The following is a 24,926-nucleotide window of genomic DNA, read 5'->3' as shown; positions in this document are numbered from 1 at the left end:
TGAAACTGGCAAGGGTGTAGATATGGCACGAATTGCAAAAAATCTGGCTTGATAGGTAAACAGCCATGGCTTATTACCGCCTAAGATGAACCCAAGCTATTGCGTGTTACGTCACTGCGATTGATTCAATGACAACCCTTAATAACAACAAAAGAGAGCCACATAACAATGCAACTATCTTATCGTTCATCTCATCGTTCATCTTACCGCTTTGCTACTTCAACTCTCGCTGCTGCCGTTCTGATGGCCAGCTATGCACCTATTGCCGTTGCCGCTGAGAATATTTCTGATAACGAAATACGCATTGGCTATTTAGCCGATATGTCCGGCGTTTATCGCGACCCCATTGGTCCCTTGGGTGAAGATGCCATCAACATGGCGATTGAAGATGTGGGCGGCAGCGTCAATGGGGCCAATATTGTGGTGTTTAGCGCAGATGATCGTAATAGCCCGGATGTAGGCTCAAGCGTCGTTCGTGAGTGGATCGATGAGCGGAACGTCGATATGGTCACCGGGCTGGTGGCATCTTCTGTCACCTTGGCCGCAGTGAGCCTATTGGAAGAGGCGGATAAACTCGGGCTGGTTAATGGTGCTGTTTCGTCAGGCATTACCAATGAGCACTGCTCACCCAACCATATTCACTGGGTTTACGATACCTGGGCAATGTCCAACGGTACTGCAAAGGCGATTACCGATGAGGGGCATAAAAACTGGTACCTGCTGAGTGCCGACTACTCCTTTGGCCACGCACTGGAAGCGGATGTCACTCGCGTCGTGACTGAAAATGGCGGCACCATCGTGGGTAGCGCCCGCCACCCTTTCCCCAGCAGTGATTTCTCCTCGTTTATGCTTCAGGCCCAGGCGTCCGGTGCTGATGTTATTGCGCTGAATAACGCTGGCGGCGATACGATTAACGCGGTGCAAACAGCAGGTGAGTTCGGTATTACCCAAGCGGGTCAGATTTTGGCGGGGATGGTGCTGTTTAGTACCGATGTGCGCAGCATCGGGCTGGAAAACGCCCAAGGCCTACAGTTCACCAAAGCGTGGTACTACGACTTGAACGACGAAACCCGCGCCTGGGCGGAGCGCTTCCGTGAGCGTACCGGCAGCATGCCCACCATGGTACATGCGGGTCTTTACTCCAGCACGCGCCACTACCTTGAGGCGATTGAAGCCACTGGAACTGATGATACGCAAACCGTTCGTCAGCAAATGGCCGATACCCCCATTAACGATATCTTCGCTACCGGTGGCTACATTCGTGAGGATGGTCGAATGGTTCACGATATGTATTTAGTGGAAGTTAAAACCCCCGAACAGTCCCAAGACGAAGATGACCTCTTTCACATCATCCGTACCATTCCGGCAGAAGAGGCCTTCCGTCCGCTATCAGAAAGTGTCTGTCCGTTGGTTAACAGTTAAGTCGCTGCCAATTTACTACAAAAACTCAGAGGATTTGGCATGTCTGAAACGTCTGTTATTCAGCAAAATACCATCGGGGCTGCTCTAAACCGCAGCGCTCGAAAATATTCACATCAGCTGGCGCTGGTATTTGGCGAACGTCAATGGCGCTACTCAGCACTCAACCAAGCATCTAACCGCGTTGCCAACGGCCTGCTGGCAGCAGGGCTTACCCCAGGAGATCGACTAGCGGTGTATGGCAAAAACTCCGACGCCTACGTCATCGCCTGGTTGGCCGCTACGAAAGCGGGTTTGGTGCATGTGCCAATCAATTTCGCATTAAGTAGCGATGAGTTGCGCTACATTCTTGACCAGTCGGGGGCAGGGGGCTTGCTAAGTGACCTCAGCCTCGCCGACAAAGTGAGTGCCGCGACCGAAGGCTTGGATCTAGCCCTGATGGGCACCCTGCATGCGGCTCAGGAGCGGGGTGCAGAAGGCTTTGATGTCCTCGCTCATGCGCTTTCTGAGTTCAATAGCGAAGAGCCAAATGTGACGGTCGACGGTGCTAGCCTTGCTCAATTGCTCTATACCTCGGGCACCACCGCCGCGCCGAAGGCCGCGATGATGACCCATCAGGCACTGATGGCCGAATATATGGCCTGCATGGTCGAGCTGGATATCAAAGGTAGCGATGCCATGCTCGCCGCGCTGCCGCTATACCACTCGGCGCAAATGCACGTCTTTCTCATGCCTGCACTGTTACTCGGTGCGCCCGTCTATTTGCTAGAGGCGCCGCTTCCCGAGCTGTGCTTAAGCGCCATCACTGAGCATCAGATCGCATCATTTTTTGCCCCGCCCACGGTTTGGATCAGCTTACTGCGTCATGCTGAATTTGATCGCTTTGACCTAAGCACCCTCAACAAAGCCTATTACGGTGCCTCGATTATGCCGGTGCCGGTACTGGAAGAGATGCAGCAGCGGATACCGGGCGTAGGGCTCTATAACTGCTATGGGCAGAGCGAAATCGCCCCCTTGGCGACCGTTCTGCGCCCTGAAGAGCACGCCGAACGGCCCGCTTCAGCCGGGCGGCCCATTTTGACGGTGGAAACCCGCATTGTTGACCTTGAGATGAACGATGTCCCTCCTGGCGAACATGGAGAAATCGTCCACCGCTCACCCCAGCTTATGAAGGGCTACTGGGATAAAGCGGCGATGACCGAAGAGGCGTTTCAAGGCGGCTGGTTCCATTCGGGGGACGTGGGCTACTTCGATGAAGCGGGTTACTTGTATGTCGTCGATCGCATTAAAGACGTGATTAATACCGGGGGCATACTGGTGGCTAGCCGTGAGGTAGAGGAGGGGCTGTTTAAGCACCCGGCGGTATCCGAAGTGGCGGTGATCGGTCAGCCCGACGAGAAGTGGATCGAAGCCATCACGGCGGTAGTAGTATTGAAAGAGGGCCAAGAGGCAAGCGAGGAGGAGCTGATCCATCACGCAAAAACGCTGATGGCGCCTTATAAAGTGCCTAAATACATCCTCTTTGCCGATGCGCTGCCCAAAAGTACCGCAGGCAAAATCCTTAAACGCCATCTACGTCAAGACCTTAAGGGGTAAGCATGGACGCGCAAACGACCGAACTGTTTCACGCCATGATCAAACGCTGCCTCCGTCAGGAGGTCGCCCCTTACTATGATGAGTGGGAGGCCTTAGGCGAAATACCCCGCTCACTGTGGCATGCGCTGGGCGCTGCGGGCCTGCTCGGTATTGACCTGGACGAACAGCATGGCGGATCGGGCGCTGATATTGCCATCACCCAGCTGGCGCTGGAAGAGTTGTCCCGCCAAGGGTTTGGTGGCCTGGCCAGCGCTTATAATATTCACGCCAATATCGTGATGCCCTACCTACAAAATTTGGGAACAGCTGCTCAGCGGGAGCAGTGGCTGCCTGCCATGGCTCGTGGTGAATATCTTGGCGCCATCGCGATGACCGAACCCCATGCGGGGAGTGATCTTGCGTCAATGAGGACCCGCGCAAAGCGCACTGCCGAGGGCTGGGAGTTAAACGGCAGCAAAATCTTTATCACCAACGGCCAGTTTGCCGACTTAGTCATTGTGTGTGCCAAAACGGATCCCGCCGCCGATGCCAAAGGGGTCTCGCTGTTTTTGGTCGATACCCACTTATCTGGCTTCTCGCGGGGTAAGCCGATTAAAAAGATCGGTCAGCACGCCAGCGACACCGCCGAGCTTGCCTTTGATCAGATGCAGCTACCCCATGATGCGCTGCTGGGTGAAGAGGGTGCTGGGTTTCGCTACTTAATGCAGGAGCTACCCCGTGAACGCCTGGGCGTAGGAGCGCAGGCGTTAGGTGCCGTAGAGGGCGCGCTGGCGTTGACCTTGGAGTACGTGCAGCAGCGCCAAGCATTTGGTCAGCGGGTCGCGGATTTTCAAAATACCCGCTTTACCTTAGCCGAGATCAAAGCCCAGTTGGACGTCGCTCGGGCCTACTTTGAGCACTGCGTCGAAAAGTACCGCCAAGGCACCATGAGCAGCACGGATGCGGCGATTTTAAAACTGCAGCTAAGCGAGATGCAGTGCCAAGCGGTGGATCGTTGCCTGCAGTTGTTTGGCGGTTATGGCTACACCCACGACTACCCCATTTCACGCTTCTATCTAGATGCTCGGGTGCAGACCATCTACGCCGGTAGCTCGGAGATCATGAAAGAAGTCGTCGCGCGTTCGCTGTTGGGCAAAGTGGCCTAGCGAAGCGCCCTGGATATAGCGAAGCGCTTGAATACAGGAGAGCACCATGCGGTTGGATGATGTAGTAATTTTAGGCGGTGCGCGTACCGCGATCGGTGGTTTTGGCGGTTCGCTGTCAACAATGGCGCCGTTTGAGCTGGGGGCGATCACCGCCAAAGAGGCGTTGCGGCGGGCAGGCGTTGAGGGTGGCGATATCGACCACTCGGTATACGGCCACATTATTACCACCGGGCCCCAGGATGCCTATCTGGCGCGCCATATTGCGCTCGAAGCAGGTGTGCCGAAAGAGGCGGGGGCCTTCAACGTCAATCGGCTGTGTGGTTCAGGTGTACAGGCGGTGGTCTCAGCCGCCCAGCAGATTGCTATGGGCGACAGCCGCTTAGCGCTGGCAGGTGGCGCTGAGTCAATGTCGCGCGGGGCTTATCTGCTGCCTCCTCAAGTGCGCAACGGCGTGCGTATGGGGGATGTGAATGTTGAGGATTTAACCCTAGGCATTTTGAGCGACCCCTTTGGCAGCGGCCATATGGGCTGCACCGCCGAGAACATCGCTAAACAGTATGGCCTAAGCCGTGAGCAGTTGGATCAGTTTGCCCTTGAGAGCCATCAAAAAGCGGCGCGTGCCATCGCGGAAGGCCGCTTTGACGATCAAATCGTAGCAGTGGAGGTCAGTCGCGGTAAGCAAACGGTACTTTTCTCCCGCGATGAACACGTGCGCGATGGCGTCCAACTTAGCGATTTGGCGCGGCTCAAGCCAGCCTTCCAAAAAAATGGCATGGTGACCGCAGGCAATGCCTCGGGTATCAACGATGGGGCCGCCACGTTAGTGCTGGCCCATGCCGATGAAGCCGCACAGCGTGGCTTAACGCCCAGGGCGCATCTTCGTGTTGCCACCAGCGCAGGCGTTGAGCCAACGCTAATGGGCCTTGGGCCGATTCCTGCAGTGAAACGTTGCCTGCAGCAGGCGGGGCTTAGTATCAACGATATCGATGTGATTGAATCCAATGAGGCCTTTGCTGCCCAAGCGATGGCGGTGGCGGAAACGCTCGGGTTCCCGTTAGCGAAGCTAAATCCCAACGGCGGCGCGGTTGCCTTGGGGCATCCGGTGGGGGCCACCGGGGCTATTCTGATTCTCAAAGCGCTACACGAGTTGGAGCGCATTAATGGCCGCTACGGATTGATAACGCTATGTATTGGTGGAGGGCAGGGCATCGCCCTTCTTATCGAGCGCGGCTGATCCGAATCGATTGCTACAAGAACAGTGTTATAAGAAAAAAGTTATAGGAGTTTTTATGCCTTCAGTTACCCCGAAAATTTTACCCGCCGCGGCCTCTGCGACAAACCCTGCCTTGATGATTGGCGACCTGCTGGAGGCGGGCGTGCGCATGGCGGGCGACAATCAGATTGTCTACCGGGATCAGAGCCGCCACAGCTATGAGCGTTTTCGTGAGCGGGTGCACCAACTGGCCCATACGCTGACGTCTCAGGGCGTACAAGCAGGCGATGTGGTGGCGGTGTTGGATTGGGATAGCCACCGCTACCTGGAGTGCTTTTTTGCCATTCCGATGATCGGCGCGGTACTCCATACGGTGAACGTGCGCCTAGCCCCGGAACAAATTCTCTACACCATGGAGCACGCCGAAGACGCATTTGTGTTCGTGCACGAAGAGTTTGTGCCGCTGCTTGAGCCGCTGGCCGATAAGCTCCCCCAGGTGCGTGGCTATCTGCTGTGCCAGGAGGCTCCGCAAGCAGTCGATACCACTCTGCCACTGGTAGGCGAGTTTGAGGCACTGTTAAGCCAGCAGCCCACCCATTACGATTTCCCAACCTTTGATGAAAACGCCGTTGCCACGCTGTTCTATACCACCGGCACTACGGGTAACCCCAAAGGGGTTTTCTTCACCCATCGCCAGTTGGTGCTGCATACCTTGAACGAGGCCAGTGCTTTTCAGGCCCCCGGTTTTGAGCTGCTCAACCGCGACAAAGTGTATATGCCGATTACCCCCATGTTTCACGTTCATGCCTGGGGGGTGCCGTATACCGCCACGCTGATGGGGGCTACCCAGGTTTACCCAGGCCGCTACGAGCCGGAAATGCTGGTCAAGCTATTGGTCAGCGAGAAAGTTGATTTCTCCCATTGTGTGCCAACGTTGCTCAACATGGTGGTTAGCGCCGAAGCGATTGCGTCAAAACAGGTCGATCTCTCAGGCTGGAAAGTGTTGGTGGGCGGTAGTGCGTTAACCCAAGCGCTGGCAAGCAAAGCATGGGCACTGGGGATTGATACCCGCAGTGCTTACGGTATGTCGGAAACCTGCCCGCTGCTCACCGCCGATATTCTACCGCGGGATATTGGTGACGCTGATTTTGAGACCCAGCTACCCTGGCGCTGTAAAGCGGGCCTGCCAATTCCGCTGGTCAAGTTGCAGGTGGTTGACGCGGACGGCGAGCCGCTCCCCAACGATGGTAAAAGCGTTGGGGAAGTGCGAGTTCAAGCGCCCTGGCTGACCCAGGCTTACTACAAAGAGGAGAAACGCAGTGCGGAGCTGTGGCGTAACGGCTGGCTGCATACCGGGGATGTCGGCTCACTCGATGAGCGGGGCTTTTTGACCATTAGCGACCGCATTAAAGATGTGATTAAAACCGGCGGCGAGTGGCTCTCATCGTTGGAGCTGGAGAGTTATATCAGCCAGTGCCCAGGCATTGCCGAAGTGGCAGTGATTGGGGTGGCGGACGATAAGTGGGGGGAGCGACCGGCCGCGCTAGCCGTTCCTGTTGATCTAAACAACCCACCGACGACGGAAACCGTGCAGGCGTTTCTAGAGCAGTTTGTCGCCCAAGGCAAACTCAACCGCTGGGCGATTCCCAGTATGATTCGCTTCGTCGATGAGATACCCAAAACCAGCGTGGGCAAGCTGGATAAAAAACGTATTCGTACCGAAATTTAGATATTCTTAGTGAGTTACTACTCTTACAAGTGCTCATTCACAGGGTACGAGGGCAGGTTTCCGCGAGGGCGCTGTGAATCCATCCGTGGACGCTACTTTTTCCATCCATGGAAAAAGACCCTCGCTCCAACCTGCCCTCGACACTGATGTATGCAGGTAGGTAACTGCTATATCTCTATGCGATTAGCGAACATTCCCTACCGTGCGTGCTTTGCGATACGCGGCGGGGGAGTTGCCTGTCCAGGTTTTAAAAGCACGGCTAAAACAGGCTAGATCCTCGAAACTCAATGCTTCTGCAATATTGACAAGGGGCTTCTCACTGCAGGTGAGTGCCTGAATAGCGACATCGCGGCGGTACTCATCCTTGACCGCTTGAAAGTGGGTACCCTCCATTTTTAAATGCCGCGCCAGCGTGCGTGCAGACATATGTAGCGCATCGGCAGCGCTGTGCACCGAACCTGCCGTCAACAAATGACGTGAAAGGTGCTCCCGCACCCGGTGAGTGAGCAGGCGATCGGCAAACGACACATAGAACCAGTCCGCCGGGGCGCGCTTTAGAAAAGCGCCCAGGTGTTTCTTTGTCTGCCGAATAGGGTGATCAAGCAAAGTGCGATCAATATAGATAGCGGTTTGCGGCTGCTCAAAGCGCACCGTGCCAGGATAAAAGTAAAGATAATCAGCACTGTGGGGCGGCTGGGCGTAAGCGCATTCCATCAAAATGGGCGGTATTTTACGCGCAATCATCCACGACGCGATGCCATGAAACAGCTTGAGCATTAGCTCATGAATTAAGATGCGGCTGCCCACCAAGGGCGCATGCTCCACCAACGCCATGCGGGCCAAGTCATCTTCAAGGGTAAACGCATAGCCAAAGTCATCAAGCAGTATACGAAAAAACTGCGTATAGCGATGCAGCGCCACCTGCAGGTTTGGTGCATCCAGCATGCTTAAACAGAGCAGTTTTAGGGTGCCACCACGCAGCGGGCGGGAGAAAAATCCAGGCGTTTCGTCATCCAGTTCGTTGACTAGTCCGCGGTAGAGTTCGGCAAACTGCTCAACGGTGACGCGACCATGGGGAGCCGAAAGTAAAAAGGGCGAGATCCCCGCTCGTTCCAGGTAGCGGGTGGGCGTTGTATCGCTGTTGGGTAAACCTTTAAACAGCTCATTTACAAAATGCATCGAGACGGTCACCGTCACTGTCAGCCCGCCTTTAAAAAAATGTCTTTTAATAGGGTTACTTTATTTGCTGGGAAAACGTTACCACGCTGGTGGTCTCTGCTCCATACGGTTCAGTGCTATAACGTTCCCCCTCCCGGCGCGCTCATGCGTTACACTGTGCGCCTCACGATTAAGGAGGACACCGCGTGACCCTGTTACGACTCGAACAGCTGCAACTCGCCTACGGCACCCATGTACTACTCAATCGCGCCGACCTGACGGTTGAAAAAGGCGAGCGGCTGGCGCTGGTCGGGCGCAACGGCACCGGCAAGTCCACCCTGCTGAAGCTGGTCGCGGGGGATATCCTGCCCGATGACGGCTCTATCTGGCGCGCACCTGGCCTGAAAATAGGCGTACTGTCTCAAGAGTTACCTGAGTCATCCGGTCTAACCATTTTTGATATGGTGGCCCAAGGCCTGCCGGAAGCGGGGGAGCTGTTGTCGGAGTACGATCATCTTATTAACGATCCCGACCCCGATATGAATCGCATGGCGACCCTGCAAACGCGCCTGGAAGCCATTGATGGCTGGTCGTTCCACCAGCGTATCGACACCGTGCTGACCCGCTTAGGCCTGCCCCCCGCGGCTGAGATGAGCTCGCTCTCCGGTGGTTGGCGCCGCCGTGTAGCGCTGGCGCGCGCGCTGGTGGCCGAACCTGATCTGCTGCTGCTCGACGAGCCTACCAACCATTTGGACCTAGACACCATTGCCTGGTTGGAAGAGCAACTGCTGGCCTTTAATGGCGCGGTACTACTGATTACACACGATAGGGCGTTTCTTTCCAAACTAGCGACCAATATTCTTGAACTGGACCGCGGCCAACTAGGGCGTTACCCCGGCAAGTACGAAGAGTATCAGGCCCGCAAGCAGCATGAACTGGAAGTGGAAGCGCGGGAGAACGCCGAGTTTGATAAAAAACTCGCCCAGGAAGAAGCCTGGATTCGTCAAGGTGTTAAAGCCAGGCGTACCCGCAACGAAGGCCGGGTGCGGGCGCTGGAAGCGATGCGCAACGAGCGCAGCCAGCGTCGTGAGCGCCAGGGTAATGCCAACCTGACGGTAGATCGTGGTGAGCGCACAGGCAAGCGCGTTGTTGAACTGCAGGGCGTTACCCAGCGGTTTGGCGATGAGGTGATCTTGCGCGATATTAACCTTGAAGTGCTGCGCGGTGACCGTATTGGTTTCCTGGGGCGCAACGGTGCGGGCAAGACAACCCTGCTGAAAATCCTGCTGGGCGAGTTGGAACCCAGTGAAGGCAAGGTTCAGATGGGGACTAACCTAAAAGTGGCCTATTTTGACCAGCTGCGCGCCGGGCTTGAGCTGGAAAAAACGGTTTATGACAACGTTGCCCAGGGCAGCGATCGCGTTAGCGTAGGCGGCAAAGATCGCCATGTAATGAGCTACTTGCAGGACTTTCTATTCACGCCCGAGCGAGTGCGTCAGCCGGTAAAAGCGCTCTCTGGCGGCGAGTCAAACCGCCTGCTGTTAGCCAAGCTGTTCACCCAGCCAGCTAACGTGCTGGTGCTCGATGAGCCGACCAACGATCTCGATATGGAAACCTTGGAGCTGCTTGAAGAGCTGCTGCTCGATTTCGATGGCACGCTGCTGCTGGTCTCCCATGACCGAACCTTTATGGATAACGTGGTCACCAGCATGCTCGCCTTTGAGGGCGACGGCGTGGTGCGTGAATACGTGGGCGGCTACACCGACTGGATTCGCCAAGGTGGCAAGCTGCCACCGGCGCCTTGGGAAGGCGCGGCACGTCAGCGTACCGAGCCTACTTCAGAGGCGCCCAAAAAGGTCGCTGAAGCACCCGCTATGCCAGCGAAAAAGAGCGTCAAACTTTCTTACAATGTGCAGCGTGAGCTAGATGCACTGCCCGCTGAAATCGAACGTCTTGAGGGGGAAATAGAGGCGTTAGAGAGTGAAATCGGTGACCCTGCGTTTTATCAGCAGGATGCCGACGCAGTGACGGCTAAGCTGCAAACGCTTGAAAAAGTGCAAAAGGCGTTAGAAGTTGCCATGGAGCGCTGGATGGAGCTGGAAGCGATGGCTGCAGGGGAATAGGCTAAGTAACGTTAAAAGGCGCCGTGTGGGCGCCTTTTTTGTCAGCGGTATAACGCCGTGGATTACTCGTCGCTTTGTTCGCCTTTTTTACCTACGCGCACCGCGAGTACGTCGCACTGGGCGCCGTGCAGTACACCGGTAGAGGTTGAGCCCAACAACAGGGCGAAGCCGTGGCGGCCATGGGAGCCCACTACGATCAAGTCCACATCGTGCTCTTCGGCAAAACGGTGGATTTCGGTATCGGGCATACCAACGACAACGTGCTGATCAGGCTCGGCAATATGTGGGGCGGCAATTTCGGCCAAGCGTTTTTTAGCGTGTTCATCCAACTGGTCTTGGATGCTGGTCAAGTCCATGGGGATATCGCCACCGTAAGCAAACCCAAGCGGTTCCAGGGTATGCATAATGGAGATTTTGGCTTGTTCGTTACGTTCAGCGATCGCAACGGCACGTTCCAGAATCTTGTGGGAGTCTTTGGTTAGGTCAACGGCAACTAAAATGTGGTGATAGCTCATGGCGTATCTCCTTGGCATGGATAGCACTAGTTAACAAAGAAAAAAGCTCTTTGTTCAATGACCTTTACTTTAGATGGCGTGTCCTTTTTTAACAATAGCAAGCGTTTTAACAATGACTTGAGTCAAAACAACGGCCTGAGCCATGGTTTTTAGAGTAGTGTAATACAGTGTGGCTTATGTAGGAGGAAATGTAGAGATGGATTGGTTCATTATAGTGTTTATTTTGATGCTGGTAATCGCGCCAGTGATGTGGCTAAAGCCCAGCCCGCGGCAAAAACGCCAACAGGCGCTGCGTTCGCAAACCTCAAAGCAGGGGGTTAGCATCAAACTGGAAAAGCCGCCGCTACACTATTTTAGAGGCACTATGCCTGCGTACCGTTGGCACTTTCCCCAGGAAGGGCCCGGCCCGGATTTTCTGCTGGTAAGAGACAGCAATGCCAGCGAGGCTTTAGCACCCTATTACGCAGGCTGGCGTTGGCGAATAGCCCCCTTGCGTCCGCTACCCGATAATGCCGCGATACCTTTAAAAGCGTTGCTGGAACGTTTACCGCAAGACGCACTGGTGGTGCAATCAACGCCTTATGCGCTGACGCTTTGGTGGTGGGAGTCGCAAACCGCGGAGCGATTCGCGACCTATCTACCCGAATTTCAGCAGCTGCGAGATGCACTGCGTGGCCATGCCGACCAGCCTTTCAGCCAGCCACTGAAGGGCACTGAGCCGGTGTCGCTCAAAGCCAGTGATCAAGAAGCCGGGCTGTCTTGATCCCGTGCTTGTATTGCCAGTCCATTCGCTTCAATCACCGCCAACCAGTCGTTGAGTTGCTCAAGGTTCTCCTCACTTAAGCCGGCGAACATCTCTTTGCGCGCCTGTTGGGCAACGTTGTCGATCTGCTCCAACAGCGGCATAGCGGCTGGGGTAAGATAAATACGCTTGCTGCGGCGGTCATTGTCGCAGGCGCGTCGCTCAACCAGGCCTTGCTCCTCAAGCTGTCCAAGGGTGCGCACCAGCGAAGGTGCCTCAACCCCAATAACGCGGGCGAGATCGCACTGCGGGTGGCCTTCGCCCAGCCGCCACAGGTGGTACAGCGTCACCCAGCGTGTTTGGGTTAAACCCAACGGCGCTAAGCGTCGATCCAAGATGGAGCGCCATAAATGGGGCAAGCGTGCGATGCGAAATCCAATCGTTGAAGCCATAGGTAACTAGCTGCCAATAAGTGTGAGTATAGGAATTGTCATAAGCTGCGCCGCTGAATGCAAGGTGCTTAACCCCTCAATCTTCCGGACGCGCTTCTTCATCATTAGAGCGACCCGGTATAAATCGCCGTAAGTTTAATCCACTTAGGCCACTGGCGCTTATTTCGCCATCTGCCAGTGAAGCGTGCTGAGGATCTGCTGACACCTCAAAACGTATCAACCCTAAGCGCTGGCCAGTCCCCGTCATGATGTCGATGCGCCAATCCCCAGTAGGGTCTTCAGGAAAGTTTTGTTTATGACTCCACGCGCGATAGCCCTGCTCGCGGCCACCATCGATATTAAGCTCCACAACGTCCATTTCCTCACCATTATGATGCCAAGCATGGGTAATGGTTTCACTTAAGCCGCGTGGTGCCCGAATAGCGGTATAAACATAAAGGCCATTCTCGCTAATCGCTTGCGGTGTTAATGCCATAGAGCCCTGAGGTAGACGCTGTTCCACATCAAAACCGGGAGACAGCGCGCTGCTGGTCATCCATAGGCTGGCGGGTGGGACCCAGATACGTCCAAGCCAAGCGCCATAGGCAAGTAGCAGCGTCAATACAAAAAAAGCGCACCAGCGTTTGAGCGAGCGCTGCTTAAGCAAGTGCCAAAAGCTTGGCAGGGCTACCAAAATGGTGATTCCCAGGGCCAGTAGCAGACTTTGGCCAGTGGTGAGATGCACCATGATGGGTAGCGTGACCAGCAGTACCAGGAAAACGCACTGGGCATGAAAGACGAAATATAGACTGCGCCAACGCTCCGCGACCTTGAAATAGAGCGGATCGATAATCGACAGGATCGCCATGCCGCCGACCAGCAACGCAAACAGCGTCTGTCCGCTATTCCACACGGTGGTGACTAAAATAAACGGCAGCGTGAAGAAAAGTGTTTCCTGGTGAATCATTTGAGCAATAAAGGTGGTCACGCCACGCGGGGGTGTGGGATGTCCACGTCGCGACAACCAGCGGCTGATCAAACTTTCGGAAAGCAGTAGTGTCCAGGCGAACAGTAATCCCAGCGCTAACGCAGCGCCTAACCACTGCTGGCGATCGACCAGAAAGAAGCTACCTAAACCGGCAGTGAACGCCATGGGCGGCCACATCCAGCTCCACGGCTTTAGCCGTTCGACAATGCTTTCAATACGCCGCTGAACGGCCTCAATGCGCGATGGCGTGAGCAGTGTGCCCATAACAAGGTAACCTACAAAATTAAAAGAAGCGTGATCCTAGCAGTATGAACGCACACAGGGGAGTGCTGGTCTCACTAGATGGGTAAATTAGCCAAAAGTCTGGGCTTGACGTTGCCTGGCAACTCAACCAAGCTAAGGCAATCAAACGACCGTATGAAAGTCTATAGAAGCCGTATGAAAAAACGTGGCGGGTTCTCTTTTCAGAGCCAGCCCGAAAATGTGGAGAGAGCGCGGATGATTTATCAAGGCAACGCCATCACGGTGACACGTCGTGACACCCCGAGTGGCAATGATATCGCAATGCTCACTTTCGATCTGAAAGATGAGTCCGTTAATAAGCTCTCCAGCGCTGTGATAGCAGAGCTGGATGAGGCGGTGAAGGCCATTCAAGCTGAAAACGGCTTAAAAGGCTTGCTGATTGCTAGCGGGAAAGATGTGTTTATCGTGGGCGCCGATATCACCGAATTTCACAGCCTGTTTGATAAAGGCGAAGCCTACCTGGAGGAGATGAACCTCAAGGTACACGCTATCTTTAACGCTATCGAAGATCTGCCGTTCCCCACTGTTACGGCGATTAATGGATTGGCGCTGGGTGGTGGCTGTGAAGTATTGCTGACCACCGATTTTCGTGTGATGGGCGAGAAAACCAAGATCGGCCTGCCAGAAACCAAACTCGGCATTCTGCCCGGTTGGGGTGGCTGTGTTCGCCTGCCGCGTATTATCGGCGCCGACAATGCCATCGAGTGGATTGCCGGTGGCACCGAAAACCGCGCCGATGCCGCGCTAAAAGTAGGTGCCGTGGATGCGGTGGTGACGGCCGAACAGCTGGAAGAGGCCGCGCTGGATATTCTGGATCGTGCCAACGCTGGTGAGCTGGATTATCAAGCTCGTCGCGCTGAAAAGACCAGCCCGCTGAAGCTCAACCCCATTGAGCAGATGATGGCTTTTGAAACCGCTAAAGGTTATGTCGCCGGTAAAGCGGGGCCCCATTATCCGGCGCCGGTTGAAGCGATCAAAGTGATCCAAAAAGGCGCAGGTGAAGAGCGTGGCCGTGCCCAGGCGATTGAAGCCAAAGCTTTCGCCAAACTGGCGCTAAGCAGCGTAGCGTTTAACTTGGTGGGCCTGTTCCTCAACGACCAAGTGGTCAAGAAGAAAGCCAGCAAGTATGAGAAGCAGGCGCAGCCAGTTAAGCAAACGGCTGTGCTGGGCGCAGGCATTATGGGCGGCGGTATCGCTTATCAGAGTGCCTCTAAAGGCACGCCGATTCTGATGAAAGATATCAAGGACGACGCCATCGAACTGGGGCTTAAAGAAGCCCGTAAGCTATTTGCCAAGCAGGTAGAGCGCAACAAGCTGACCACTGAGCAAATGGCTGAAAAACTCAGCAATATTCGCCCAACGCTCTCTTACGGCGATTTTGGCAATGTTGATCTCGTCGTCGAAGCGGTGGTTGAAAATCCCAAGGTTAAAGGCGCTGTGTTAGCGGAAGTGGAAGAGAAGGTGAGCGACAACACTATTCTGACCTCTAACACCTCGACGATTTCCATTAACCGCTTGGCGCAGAACCTCAAGCGGCCGGAAAACTTCTGTGGCATGCACTTCTTTAACCCCGTGCACCGTATGCCGCTGGTGGAAGTGATTCGTGGCGAGAAAACCTCGGATGCCGCCGTTGCCGCTACCGTGGCCTACGCGCGGGCAATGGGTAAAACCCCGATCGTGGTTAACGACTGCCCCGGCTTCTTGGTCAATCGGGTACTGTTCCCTTACTTTGGTGGCTTTAGTTTCTTAGTTGAGCAAGGCGCGGACTTTCAGCGCGTCGATAAAGTGATGGAGAAGTTCGGCTGGCCCATGGGCCCGGCCTACTTGCTGGATGTGGTCGGTTTAGACACCGCTGTTCATGCCAACGAAGTAATGGCTGAAGGCTTCCCTGATCGTATGGCTCGCGACGGTAAAACCGCCATTCAGGTCATGTACGACAATGATCGTTTAGGCCAGAAGAACGACAAGGGCTTCTACGCCTACGAAGAGGACAAAAAGGGTAAGCCGAAGAAAGTCACCGACGAAGCGGCTTACGCCTTGGTTAAAGAGGTGGTGAAAGAGCATAAAGAGTTTTCCGACGAGGATATTATCGCTCGCATGATGGTACCACTCTGCTTGGAAACCGTGCGCTGTTTGGAAGATGGCATCGTGGCCACGCCAGCTGAGGCGGATATGGCGTTGATTTACGGCATTGGCTTCCCACCGTTCCGCGGTGGTGCGCTGCGCTACATCGACGCCATGGGCGTGGCGGAGTTCGTCAAGCTGGCTGAAGGCTTGGCCGACGAGTTGGGGCCGCTTTACGCGCCCACCGATAAGCTGCGTCAGATGGCTCAGAACAACGAGCAATTCTATCCAGGCAATCAGTCTGACGCTAAGTCTGCCAATCAAGCCTAAACCACCACGCACAGGAGAAATATGATGAGTTTGAATCCGAGAGATATTGTGGTGGTAGACGGTGTACGTACCGCCATGGCGAAAGCCAAAAACGGCGCTTTCCGCAACGTTCGTGCTGAGAACCTTTCTGCTGCGGCTATGCAGGCGCTGTTTGCTCGTAATCCTAATCTAGATCCTTCTGAAGTCGATGATGTGATCTGGGGCTGTGTGAACCAGACGCTTGAGCAGTCGATGAATATTGCCCGCAACGCGGCCATTATGACCGGCATTCCCCGCTCGGTACCCGCACAAACCGTTAACCGTTTGTGTGGCTCTTCGATGACGGCGCTGCATATCGCCGCTGCCAATATCAAAGCGGGCATGGGCGACTTCTTTATCATCGGCGGTGTGGAGCACATGGAGCACGTACCCATGGCCCACGGCGTTGATGTAAACCCGGCGGCTAGCAAGTATGCGGCCAAAGCGGCGATGATGATGGGCCTGACCGCCGAGCTTCTGGGTAAGATGCACGGCGTTTCCCGGGAAGAGCAGGACAAATTCGGCGTGCGCTCTCACCAGCGCGCCCAGGCGGCGATGGAGAAGGGCTACTTCGATAACGAAATTATCGGTGTCGAAGGCCACGACCAGCGCGGCTTTAGAGTCATGGTTCAACGCGACGAGGTTATTCGTGGCGACTCCACCCTTGAATCCATGGCGAATCTGAAGCCGGTGTTTGATCCGCGCAACGGTACTGTCACGGCGGGCACCTCCTCGGCGCTCTCTGTGGGCGCCTCGGCGATGGCGGTGATGAGCTACGAGCGCGCTCAAGCACTCGGCCTAGAGCCCATTGCGAAAGTGCTCTCTACCGGCGTGGCAGGCTGCGATGCGTCCATCATGGGCTATGGCCCGGTGCCCGCGTCTAAAAAAGCGCTGAAAATCGCCGGCCTCTCCGCGGCGGATATTCAAACCGTTGAGCTCAACGAAGCTTTTGCCGCTCAGGGTATCCCGGTGCTGAAAGATCTCGGCTTCCTGGATGCAATGGATGACAAAGTGAACCTGAACGGCGGCGCGATTGCCCTAGGTCACCCGCTGGGCTGCTCGGGCTCACGTATCTGCACCACGCTGCTTAACGTGATGCAGCAGCGCGATACCACCCTGGGCTTGGCGACCATGTGCATTGGTATGGGGCAGGGCGTTGCGACGGTGTTTGAACGTTTGAAATAACCACCGCGCTCTTCATTGCTTCAATTCGACACTACAAAACGGCACCTCACACCGCGAGGTGCCGTTTTTATTAGCAAACCTTTTATTCAGAAAAACGCTATTCAGATTGAAACGCCGTGCGGTGGAAATCTGCCGCGGCTTGGACTTCCGCAATGCCGCAGGTATCAGGGACTGGAACAGTGTTGCCTGCTAGCACGGAGAGTACTGCTCTGGTGCCGTTGGCCAGGGACTCCAGGTTGTAGCCGCCCTCTAATACAAACACCAAACGACCATCGCAATGCTGTTCAGCTAGCTGCTGTAAAAAACCGGTTAGCGCGCCAAATCCTTCATAGGAAACATTCAGCGCTAAATCGTGCCAGTGCGGGTCAAAGCCGGCGGAAACTAAAATAATATCGGGCTTAAACCACGCCGCGGCCGGGGCGAGAATATCGCGAAATGCCTTTAGAAATGCCTCATCGCCAGCGCCCGCCGGTAACGGTACGTTGATGGTGGTGCCTTCAGCTAAACCAGCGCCCACCTCTTCCAAGTGCCCTGAGCCAGGGTAGAAGGGCGCGGCGCGGTGTATATCAAAGAACATCACGTCGGGCTCTGCCCAAAAGATATCCTGGGTGCCGTTGCCGTGGTGGGCGTCCCAATCGACGATCAGTACTCGTTCACAGCCCAGCGCGCTGCGTGCATGGGCCGCTGCCACCGCAACGTTATTGAATAAGCAGAAGCCACGAGCACGCACGGGTTCCGCGTGGTGGCCCGGTGGGCGTACCAGGGCAAAGGCGCTTTTAGCGCGCTTCTCCATCACCGCTTCTACCGCGGCAATGGCCGTTCCTGCGGCGACTTCTGCAGCATCTACGCTGCCCGGTGAGACCGCCGTGGTGTCGACATCCAGCCAGGCATTTTTGCCGCGCAAACTGAAAATATCGCTTAGATAAGAGGTGGTATGCACCCGGGCGAGTTGTTCATGGGTGGCCGCTTTGCCCCCTTCAGTTTGAAGCCCCGCAATGGGTGCTCGCTCGAGCAGTTGTTGAATGGCTTTCAAACGACCGGGATGTTCGGGATATTTCCACGGCACCGGGAGCCCTGCCAGCAGGTGTCGAATGCGCTTATCGATCCGTTGGGGTAAAAAGTCGGCATCAATGTTGGGCTCGTGAGCGAGAACGCGATCATCATAGAAGGCAATGACGTTATGCATAATGGCTACCTAGTGTATGTGCGTTGAGTCACCGCAGTAATGTAAGCAAGGCGCTGCCGTCTTTTAATCGCACAATGGGCACGAAAATGCTTAGCTACAGTAAGGCAGGCTAGGCAGCGTTATACAATGTCACATTTCAAACAATGCCACTCTCAACACTAAACGCCAGGGTCATACTGAGTTCTTCTACTTGATCTGCAAACGAAGGCTGCCACTCGCCGAGCAAAATGAGCGGTGGCTGTACCCACCGCCAGCGCAGGCCCGTAATGATGCTTTCCACTGCGCGCTGGGTGCCAGTGCCATCATGGCCGGCGCGGATATAAAGCGCGCAGGGCAGTCCCTGCTTCTCTTCAAGCACAGAGTAGTAGCTGCGATCAAAAAAATCCTTGAGCGCGCCGCTCATATAGCCCAGGTTTTCCGTAGTGCCGAGCAGAATGGCATCGCAGGCCAGCACATCGTCTGGGCGTGCTTCCAAGGGAGCCTTGACCACGCAATGCATCTGTTCGAGATCAGGATGGCAAGCGCCTCTGTTCGCAGCCTCGCGTAGAGATTGCGTATTTGCTGAAGGGGCGTGGGCCACAACCAATAGCTGTTTTTTGAACTCAGATGTCATAACAGTTGCCTATAAGCGGTCAATATCAGAAAGGTTGCACCCAACGTTGAAAATGCCACACTGCTTCAGTGACGCTAAGTAGAGAGCCTATATGCCCAATGAGCCATCGATCAATGTCTTTTACGATGCCCAGTGCCCGCTGTGCCGGCAAGAGCGGCGACGCTATGAGCGCTGGTCGGGCCGCCACGCAGATGACATTGGCTGGCTAGATGTGAGCGAACATCATCAGGCGTTGAGGGAAAAGGGCGTTGACTCTGATACAGCGCTGCGATCTCTACATGTCGAAACCGCGCAAGGCCAACTGATTGAGGGTATCGATGCTTACCGCCTGTTAATGGCGCGTATCCCTTTACTGGTGCCGGTCGCCTGGATCATTGGCCTGCCGGGAATTAAATCAGGACTGCGAGCGCTTTATGACGTCTGGGTTAAGCGCCGCTTGAAGAAACAAGGCCGGTGGAGTTGCTAGACTGGGTGCGAAAGACGCATCAAATAAACCAAGGAGATAAAGCATGGCATTTGCACTTTCATCAATGCAGGTTACCAGCTCGGCGTTTGCCGACCATCAAGCGATCCCCTCCAAGCATACCGGGGAAGGTGAAGATGTTTCGCCAGTGCTTGCTTGGCAGGGCGCGCCTGAAGGAACCAAGGGATTTGCGGTGATCTGTCACGATCCTGACGCACCGCTGGTCAAGGAAGGCAGCTACGGCTTTGTCCACTGGGTGCTTTATAACCTGCCTGGCGATCTTCATGAATTAACCGAAAAGAGCGCTGCGGGCACCGTTGGCGCTAATGATAAAGGCGGTACAGGTTATTGTGGCCCGATGCCGCCAGAAGGGCACGGTAAGCACCTTTATTATTTTTGGGTGCTGGCGCTGGATCACCAAACCTCGCTGCCTGAAGGACTTACGCTGGCTGAACTGCTCAAAGAGGTAGAGCCTCACCTGCTGGGCATGAACCGTTTGGTTGGCACTTATCAGCGCGATTGATCTAGCCTCTGGCTGGACATTTTGCGTAACCCGTGTAGGCTCCATCGCTTTCTTAGACCTTGTATTAGTCTTATTTAATAGCCATGTGATGGAGCCGTCTGATGAGTGATCTGCCTAACTGTCCTGCCTGTGCCTCTGAGTTTAGCTACGACGATGGATTGCAGTATGTCTGCCCAGAGTGCGGCCACGAGTGGTCAAAGGTGGCAGAAGAGGAGGGCGCTGATGACGCATCAGGCGTACGCGACGCCAATGGCAATATGTTAGCTGACGGCGATAGCGTCACGGTGATTAAGGATTTGAAGGTTAAAGGCAGTTCACTGGTGGTCAAAGTGGGCACCAAAGTGAAAAGTATCCGCTTGGTGGACGGCGATCACGATATCGACTGCAAGATTGATGGTATCGGCCCAATGAAGCTTAAATCCGAGTTTGTTAAAAAAGCTTAAAACGACTACCGATAGCCAAAAAAAAGCCCTCTGGCGTTAGTCAGGGGCTATTTGCTTATCTACCGTCAATTAGTTACGCAGTGGTATTAATCTGCGTGCCAACGCTGCCACTGGTGGCCAACTGTGCCTCCATGGCGCCGTCCATTAGTGCCGTTATCTGCGCTGCTTGTCCGTCTAACGCCTCTTTAAAAACGCCGAACTGAGCCTCTTGGATGGCTTGTGCCTGCCTCATATCCAGCGTTGCGTTTACCATGTTGTTGACTGCTGCATCCATAGTCTGCTTCTCCAAATATCTCGATGCCTCACACAGTAGGGGCATCTAATACGCCTTGAAACTAGCAGAGACGGCTAATCAATGCAAAGCAGCAGATGCAGAGGTAATAGCTTTTCTAAATGATAATGATTGCTGTTTTTGATGTGATCAGCGGCGAACGTGCTGTTATTTTGCGTAAATTGTTATCCATTTTGCTCAAGGGCTTCACATCAAATTTATACAGGACTAAAATGGTACTCAATTGACGTGGCGACCATATGGTTAGCGGCGTACTGATGACATAAAGGGAGTCGACATGCTTAAGCTTTCTCGGCTGACAGACTATGCCGCGGTGGTCATGGCGCAAATTGCCCGCCACCCCCAGGCGTCGCATGCAGCGACAGAGTTAGCTGAGGCCGTGCAGTTGCCCCATCCGACGGTGAGTAAAACGCTCAAAATGCTGGTGCGGGCAGGGCTGCTGGTTTCCCAGCGTGGCGCCCAAGGCGGTTACCGCCTTGCCCGGCCCGCATCACAGATTACCGCCGCCGATATTATTGCGGCAATTGAAGGCCCTGTCGCCATGACCGAGTGCAGCCAAGCAGAAGGCGATTGTGAGCTTGTGGCTACCTGCGGTGTGGCCGACAACTGGCAGCGGGTCTCATTGGCCATGCGCACGCTGCTTGAAAGTGTGACGTTAGCGCATTTAGCCGATACAGCGCCGATTAAGCTGCCGGTGCAACTGCCTATTCAAACGATCAGCCTGTCGGCAGCGTCTGCCTAACAGCAGCGTAAGCACAGCAGGCCTAATTTATTATTAAAGGCGATGACCTCGCCACCCAACTGCCCGGAGGGTATCACCATGGCAAGCGAAGAAATGGAACAGTTGGTTCGTCGCGAATACAAAGATGGCTTTGTAACCGATATTGAGAGCGACACCCTGCCACCTGGCCTGGATGAAAACACCATCGCCTTTATCTCCAAAAAGAAGGGTGAGCCGGAGTGGATGCTGGAGTGGCGTCTGGATGCCTACCGCCAGTGGCTGAAGATGAAAGCCCCTTCCTGGGCGCATCTTGACTATCCGCCGATCGATTACCAATCGATCTCCTATTTTAGTGCGCCGAAACGCCCGGAAGATCGTCCTCAGAGCCTGGATGAAGTGGACCCCAAGCTGCTGGAAACCTATGAGAAGCTGGGTATCCCGCTGCACGAGCGCGCCGCGCTGGCGGGTGTCGCGGTCGATGCGGTATTTGACTCGGTGTCGGTAGCGACCACCTTCAAAAAACAGCTGGGCGAAGCGGGTGTTATTTTCTGCTCGATTTCTGAAGCTATCCGCGACTACCCAGAGCTGATCAAACAGTATTTGGGCACCGTGGTTCCCGTGGCAGATAATTACTTTGCCGCGCTGAACTCTGCGGTGTTCACCGATGGCTCCTTTGTGTTTGTGCCGGAAGGCGTGACTTGCCCGATGGAGCTGTCTACGTACTTCCGGATTAACGCGGCCAACACCGGCCAGTTTGAGCGCACGCTGATTATTTGTGAAAGCCGTGCCCAGGTCTCTTACCTGGAAGGCTGTACCGCGCCGATGCGCGATGAGAACCAGCTCCACGCCGCCGTGGTAGAGCTTGTGGCGCTGGATGATGCTTATATCAAATACTCCACCGTGCAGAACTGGTACCCCGGTGACGAAAATGGCGTCGGCGGTATCTATAACTTCGTCACCAAACGTGGCGACTGCCGCGGCGACCGTTCACGGATTAGCTGGACCCAGGTAGAAACCGGCTCGGCGATTACCTGGAAGTACCCCTCCTGCGTACTCCGCGGCAAAGACAGTATCGGCGAGTTCTACTCCGTCGCCGTTACCAATGGTCGCCAGCAGGCCGATACCGGCACCAAGATGATTCACATTGGCGAAGGTACGCGTTCGTATATCGTCGCCAAAGGTATCTCAGCGGGTAGGAGTGACCAGTCCTACCGTGGCCTGGTGAAAATTGGCCCGCGGGCCAAAGGGGCGCGTAACTTTACCCAGTGCGACTCATTGCTAATCGGTGATAAGTGCGGTGCGCACACCTTTCCTTATCAGGAAATTGGTAACAGCACGGCGACCATTGAGCACGAGGCGACCACCTCGAAAATCGGTGAAGACCAGTTGTTCTACTGCCAGAGCCGCGGTATCTCGGAAGAGGACGCTGTCAGCATGATCGTCAACGGTTTCTGTAAAGACGTCTTCCAAGAGCTGCCCATGGAGTTCGCCGTTGAAGCCGAAGCGCTGCTCAACGTGACCCTGGAAGGCGCAGTCGGCTAACCGCTGGTCATTTATTCCACTTAATTACAGTAGTGTCGCCGTAGCGACTCGCCAGAATCAGAAGGTAATCAATATGTTGCAAGTGAATGATTTACACGTCTCCGTCGAAGGTAATGAAATCCTCAAAGGCCTGACCCTGACCATCAAGGCGGGTGAAGTGCACGCCATTATGGGGCCGAACGGCGCGGGTAAATCGACTCTATCCGCGGTGATTGCCGGTAAAGACGGCTACGAAGTCACACAGGGCACGATTACCTTTGAAGGCAAAGACGTGCTGGAGATGGAGATTGAAGAGCGCGCCCAGGCCGGCTTACTGCTGGGTTTCCAGTACCCGGTGGAGATTCCAGGGGTTAAAAACATCTACCTGCTGAAATCTGCGCTTAATGCCCAGCGGGTAGCCCGCGGCGAAGGCGAAATGCCCGCACCGGAGTTTATGAAGCTGGTCAAAGAGAAGCTGGGCTATATGAAAATGGACGCCAGCTTCCTCCAGCGCGCCGTTAACGAAGGCTTCTCCGGCGGCGAGAAAAAGCGCAATGAGATCCTGCAAATGCTGGTGCTTCAGCCGAAGCTTGCCATGCTGGATGAGATCGATTCCGGCCTGGATATCGACGCCATGAAAATCGTCGCCGACGGCGTTAACAGCCTGCGCGCTGAAGACCGCGCCATTCTGTTGGTCACTCACTACCAGCGCCTGCTGGATTACATCGTGCCGGATAAAGTTCACGTCCTGGTCGATGGCCGTATTGTCAAAACTGGCGACGCCGAGCTGGCTAAACAGCTGGAAGCCAACGGGTACGAAGGTATCGAGGAGTCTGTGGCATGAGCGATACGCAAACCTTTTTAGATACGCTGAAGGCGCGCAGCTCGAACTACACGGCGGAACCCACCTGGATCGCCGCGCGTCGCCAAGCGGGTGCTGCGCGTTTTGAAGCGCTGGGTTTTCCTACTCGTCGTGACGAAGAGTGGAAATACACCGATGTGCGCTCGATCGCCCAGGGAAACTTTGCCCTCGCCGACAACGCTGAGTTCTCCCAGGCCAGTGCCGCGGCGCTAACACTGCCGATTGATGCTTACCGCTTAACCTTTGTGGATGGCGTTTTCTCATCGGCGCTCTCGGATGTGGATTCACTGCCGTCAAGCGTTCAGGTGTTACCGCTCTCCAAGGCGCTAGCAGAGAACCACGAAGCCGTGGGTGGGCCGCTGGGGCGTTTAACCGGGGTTGATTTCTCACCCTTCGCGGCGCTAAACACTGCCTTTATGGAAGAGGGCGCCGTGGTTCGCATTGCCCCGGGAACAGTGGTTGAGAAACCCATCCTGCTGCAGTTTCTGTCCCGTGCCGGTCAGCCGGTAATGTGTCACCCGCGGGTGCTGGTAGAAGCGGGAGGCCGCAGTGAGGCCACGCTGATCGAGCATTACACCGGCGAAAGCGAAGCGACTAACTTCACCAATGTGGTTGGCGAGCTGATGCTTGACCGTGGCGCGATCCTGGCCCACTACAAGCTGCAAGAAGCGCCGCTGGGCGATATGCACGTGGCTAGCATTCACGTGGAGCAAGCCCGCGATACCCGCTACACCTCCTACAACCTGAGCCTGGGCGGCGCGCTGGTGCGCAACGACCTGATCAGCGATTTGAATGGCCAGGGTGCGGAAACCAACTTCCTGGGGCTGTTCTTTGGTCAGGGTCGCCAGCACGTCGACAACCACACCAAGGTAAACCACAATGCGCCGCTGACGTTCTCCAACGAGAACTACAAGGGCATTCTGGATGACCGCGCCCATGGGGTGTTTAACGGCAAGGTGTACGTCAAGCGTGATAGTCAGAAGATTGAAGGCTTTCAGAGTAACCAAAACCTGCTGCTATCGGATCGCGCCCACATCGATGCCAAGCCGGAGCTTGAGATCTATGCGGATGACGTCAAGTGCTCACACGGCACCACCACGGGTCAGTTAGACGAAGAGGCAATCTACGCGCTGCGTACGCGCGGTATCGATGAAGCCACTGCCCGCGGGCTGCTCACGCTCGCTTTTGCTGGCGAGGTGTTGGACAAAGTTACTCTGGATGAGATTGCCGAGCGCGTTGAATTAGCGGTTGCTGGCAAGCTGCCAGAGCGCTTCAACCTTGCCGGGCTTGTCGAAGCGGCGGTTTCACTTAACGACTAGCGCCACTACCCAATCAGGAGCGTC

The 24,926-nt window shown here is 55.3% G+C and carries 23 protein-coding genes; 16 read left to right on the top strand and 7 right to left on the bottom strand.

The window, feature by feature from the left end; translation table 11 throughout:
- The first annotated feature begins 168 nt into the window (after positions 1-168).
- From U738_RS11155 to U738_RS11135, 5 genes are read left to right on the top strand one after another with little or no spacing between them, the layout of a single operon-like run.
- Positions 169-1,422: an ABC transporter substrate-binding protein gene (locus U738_RS11155; protein ID WP_035580340.1), complete on the top strand. Its 1,254-nt coding sequence runs from the start codon at positions 169-171 to the stop codon at positions 1,420-1,422.
- A gap of 39 nt (positions 1,423-1,461) precedes the next feature.
- A complete protein-coding gene (locus U738_RS11150; protein ID WP_035580337.1) occupies positions 1,462-3,015 on the top strand; it encodes a fatty acyl-CoA synthetase in 1,554 nt (517 codons plus the stop codon).
- A gap of 2 nt (positions 3,016-3,017) precedes the next feature.
- Complete coding sequence (locus U738_RS11145; RefSeq protein ID WP_035580334.1) at positions 3,018-4,160, top strand: acyl-CoA dehydrogenase family protein; 1,143 nt, start codon at positions 3,018-3,020, stop codon at positions 4,158-4,160.
- Between the two features lie 46 nt (positions 4,161-4,206).
- Positions 4,207-5,394 carry a beta-ketothiolase BktB gene (gene bktB, locus U738_RS11140; protein ID WP_035580332.1) on the top strand — a complete coding sequence of 396 codons (1,188 nt, stop codon included), beginning with the start codon at positions 4,207-4,209 and terminating at the stop codon, positions 5,392-5,394.
- 55 nt (positions 5,395-5,449) lie between these two features.
- Complete coding sequence (locus U738_RS11135) at positions 5,450-7,102, top strand: fatty acid--CoA ligase (RefSeq protein ID WP_035580329.1); 1,653 nt, start codon at positions 5,450-5,452, stop codon at positions 7,100-7,102.
- A gap of 183 nt (positions 7,103-7,285) precedes the next feature.
- Here U738_RS11135 and U738_RS11130 read toward each other — a convergent pair whose 3' ends face one another.
- Complete coding sequence (locus U738_RS11130; RefSeq protein ID WP_050714153.1) at positions 7,286-8,281, bottom strand: AraC family transcriptional regulator; 996 nt, start codon at positions 8,279-8,281, stop codon at positions 7,286-7,288.
- Positions 8,282-8,466: 185 nt separating this feature from the next.
- Here U738_RS11130 and U738_RS11125 point away from each other — a divergent pair, with 185 nt between their 5' ends.
- A complete protein-coding gene (locus U738_RS11125; protein WP_035580322.1) occupies positions 8,467-10,383 on the top strand; it encodes an ATP-binding cassette domain-containing protein in 1,917 nt (638 codons plus the stop codon).
- 62 nt (positions 10,384-10,445) lie between these two features.
- On the opposite strand, the gene U738_RS11120 is transcribed toward U738_RS11125, so the two are convergent.
- On the bottom strand, positions 10,446-10,898 hold the full coding sequence (locus U738_RS11120; protein ID WP_035580319.1) for a universal stress protein: 453 nt from the start codon (positions 10,896-10,898) through the stop codon (positions 10,446-10,448).
- 196 nt (positions 10,899-11,094) lie between these two features.
- On the opposite strand from U738_RS11120, the gene U738_RS11115 reads away from it, so the two are divergent.
- Entirely contained in the window at positions 11,095-11,661 is a 567-nt protein-coding gene (locus tag U738_RS11115; protein ID WP_035580316.1) for a hypothetical protein, read from the top strand.
- Here U738_RS11115 and slyA read toward each other — a convergent pair.
- A complete protein-coding gene (slyA, locus tag U738_RS11110) occupies positions 11,640-12,092 on the bottom strand; it encodes a transcriptional regulator SlyA (RefSeq protein WP_035580313.1) in 453 nt (150 codons plus the stop codon). The genes U738_RS11115 and slyA overlap by 22 nt on opposite strands.
- 76 nt (positions 12,093-12,168) lie before the next feature.
- Positions 12,169-13,323, bottom strand: coding sequence for a DUF5924 family protein (locus U738_RS11105; protein ID WP_035580308.1), 1,155 nt, complete (start codon positions 13,321-13,323; stop codon positions 12,169-12,171).
- 234 nt (positions 13,324-13,557) lie between these two features.
- Between U738_RS11105 and fadB the strand changes: the two genes are divergently transcribed.
- Positions 13,558-15,756 carry a fatty acid oxidation complex subunit alpha FadB gene (fadB, locus tag U738_RS11100; RefSeq protein WP_035583476.1) on the top strand — a complete coding sequence of 733 codons (2,199 nt, stop codon included), beginning with the start codon at positions 13,558-13,560 and terminating at the stop codon, positions 15,754-15,756.
- A gap of 24 nt (positions 15,757-15,780) precedes the next feature.
- Complete coding sequence (gene fadA / locus U738_RS11095; protein ID WP_035580305.1) at positions 15,781-16,959, top strand: acetyl-CoA C-acyltransferase FadA; 1,179 nt, start codon at positions 15,781-15,783, stop codon at positions 16,957-16,959.
- A 97-nt stretch (positions 16,960-17,056) separates the two neighbouring features.
- Here the strand turns inward: fadA and U738_RS11090 are convergent, their stop codons facing one another.
- On the bottom strand, positions 17,057-18,145 hold the full coding sequence (locus U738_RS11090; protein ID WP_035580302.1) for a histone deacetylase family protein: 1,089 nt from the start codon (positions 18,143-18,145) through the stop codon (positions 17,057-17,059).
- A gap of 136 nt (positions 18,146-18,281) precedes the next feature.
- Complete coding sequence (locus tag U738_RS11085) at positions 18,282-18,758, bottom strand: flavodoxin family protein (protein WP_035580299.1); 477 nt, start codon at positions 18,756-18,758, stop codon at positions 18,282-18,284.
- A gap of 91 nt (positions 18,759-18,849) precedes the next feature.
- Here U738_RS11085 and U738_RS11080 point away from each other — a divergent pair, with 91 nt between their 5' ends.
- From U738_RS11080 to U738_RS11070, 3 genes are all read left to right on the top strand, one after another.
- Entirely contained in the window at positions 18,850-19,224 is a 375-nt protein-coding gene (locus tag U738_RS11080; RefSeq protein ID WP_035580296.1) for a thiol-disulfide oxidoreductase DCC family protein, read from the top strand.
- A gap of 43 nt (positions 19,225-19,267) precedes the next feature.
- Positions 19,268-19,744, top strand: coding sequence for a YbhB/YbcL family Raf kinase inhibitor-like protein (locus U738_RS11075; protein WP_035580293.1), 477 nt, complete (start codon positions 19,268-19,270; stop codon positions 19,742-19,744).
- 101 nt (positions 19,745-19,845) lie between these two features.
- The gene (locus U738_RS11070; protein ID WP_035580290.1) at positions 19,846-20,187 is read left to right on the top strand and encodes a zinc ribbon domain-containing protein YjdM; all 342 of its coding nucleotides are present in this window, start codon (positions 19,846-19,848) and stop codon (positions 20,185-20,187) included.
- Between the two features lie 73 nt (positions 20,188-20,260).
- Here U738_RS11070 and U738_RS11065 read toward each other — a convergent pair whose 3' ends face one another.
- Entirely contained in the window at positions 20,261-20,461 is a 201-nt protein-coding gene (locus tag U738_RS11065; RefSeq protein WP_035583474.1) for a putative motility protein, read from the bottom strand.
- A gap of 295 nt (positions 20,462-20,756) precedes the next feature.
- Between U738_RS11065 and U738_RS11060 the strand changes: the two genes are divergently transcribed.
- From U738_RS11060 to sufD, 4 genes are all read left to right on the top strand, one after another.
- Positions 20,757-21,221, top strand: coding sequence for an SUF system Fe-S cluster assembly regulator (locus tag U738_RS11060; protein ID WP_035580287.1), 465 nt, complete (start codon positions 20,757-20,759; stop codon positions 21,219-21,221).
- A gap of 78 nt (positions 21,222-21,299) precedes the next feature.
- Entirely contained in the window at positions 21,300-22,742 is a 1,443-nt protein-coding gene (gene sufB / locus U738_RS11055) for a Fe-S cluster assembly protein SufB (RefSeq protein ID WP_035580285.1), read from the top strand.
- 73 nt (positions 22,743-22,815) lie between these two features.
- On the top strand, positions 22,816-23,565 hold the full coding sequence (gene sufC, locus U738_RS11050) for a Fe-S cluster assembly ATPase SufC (protein ID WP_035580283.1): 750 nt from the start codon (positions 22,816-22,818) through the stop codon (positions 23,563-23,565).
- Positions 23,562-24,902, top strand: a complete 1,341-nt coding sequence (sufD, locus tag U738_RS11045; RefSeq protein WP_035580281.1) for a Fe-S cluster assembly protein SufD — start codon at positions 23,562-23,564, stop codon at positions 24,900-24,902. Before sufC ends, sufD begins: the two co-directional genes overlap by 4 nt.
- Positions 24,903-24,926: the final 24 nt, after the last annotated feature.

This window comes from Halomonas sp. TG39a (assembly GCF_000744395.1).
Lineage (GTDB): Bacteria > Pseudomonadota > Gammaproteobacteria > Pseudomonadales > Halomonadaceae > Vreelandella > Vreelandella ventosae_B.
This window is presented reverse-complemented; position numbering and strand designations above follow the sequence as displayed.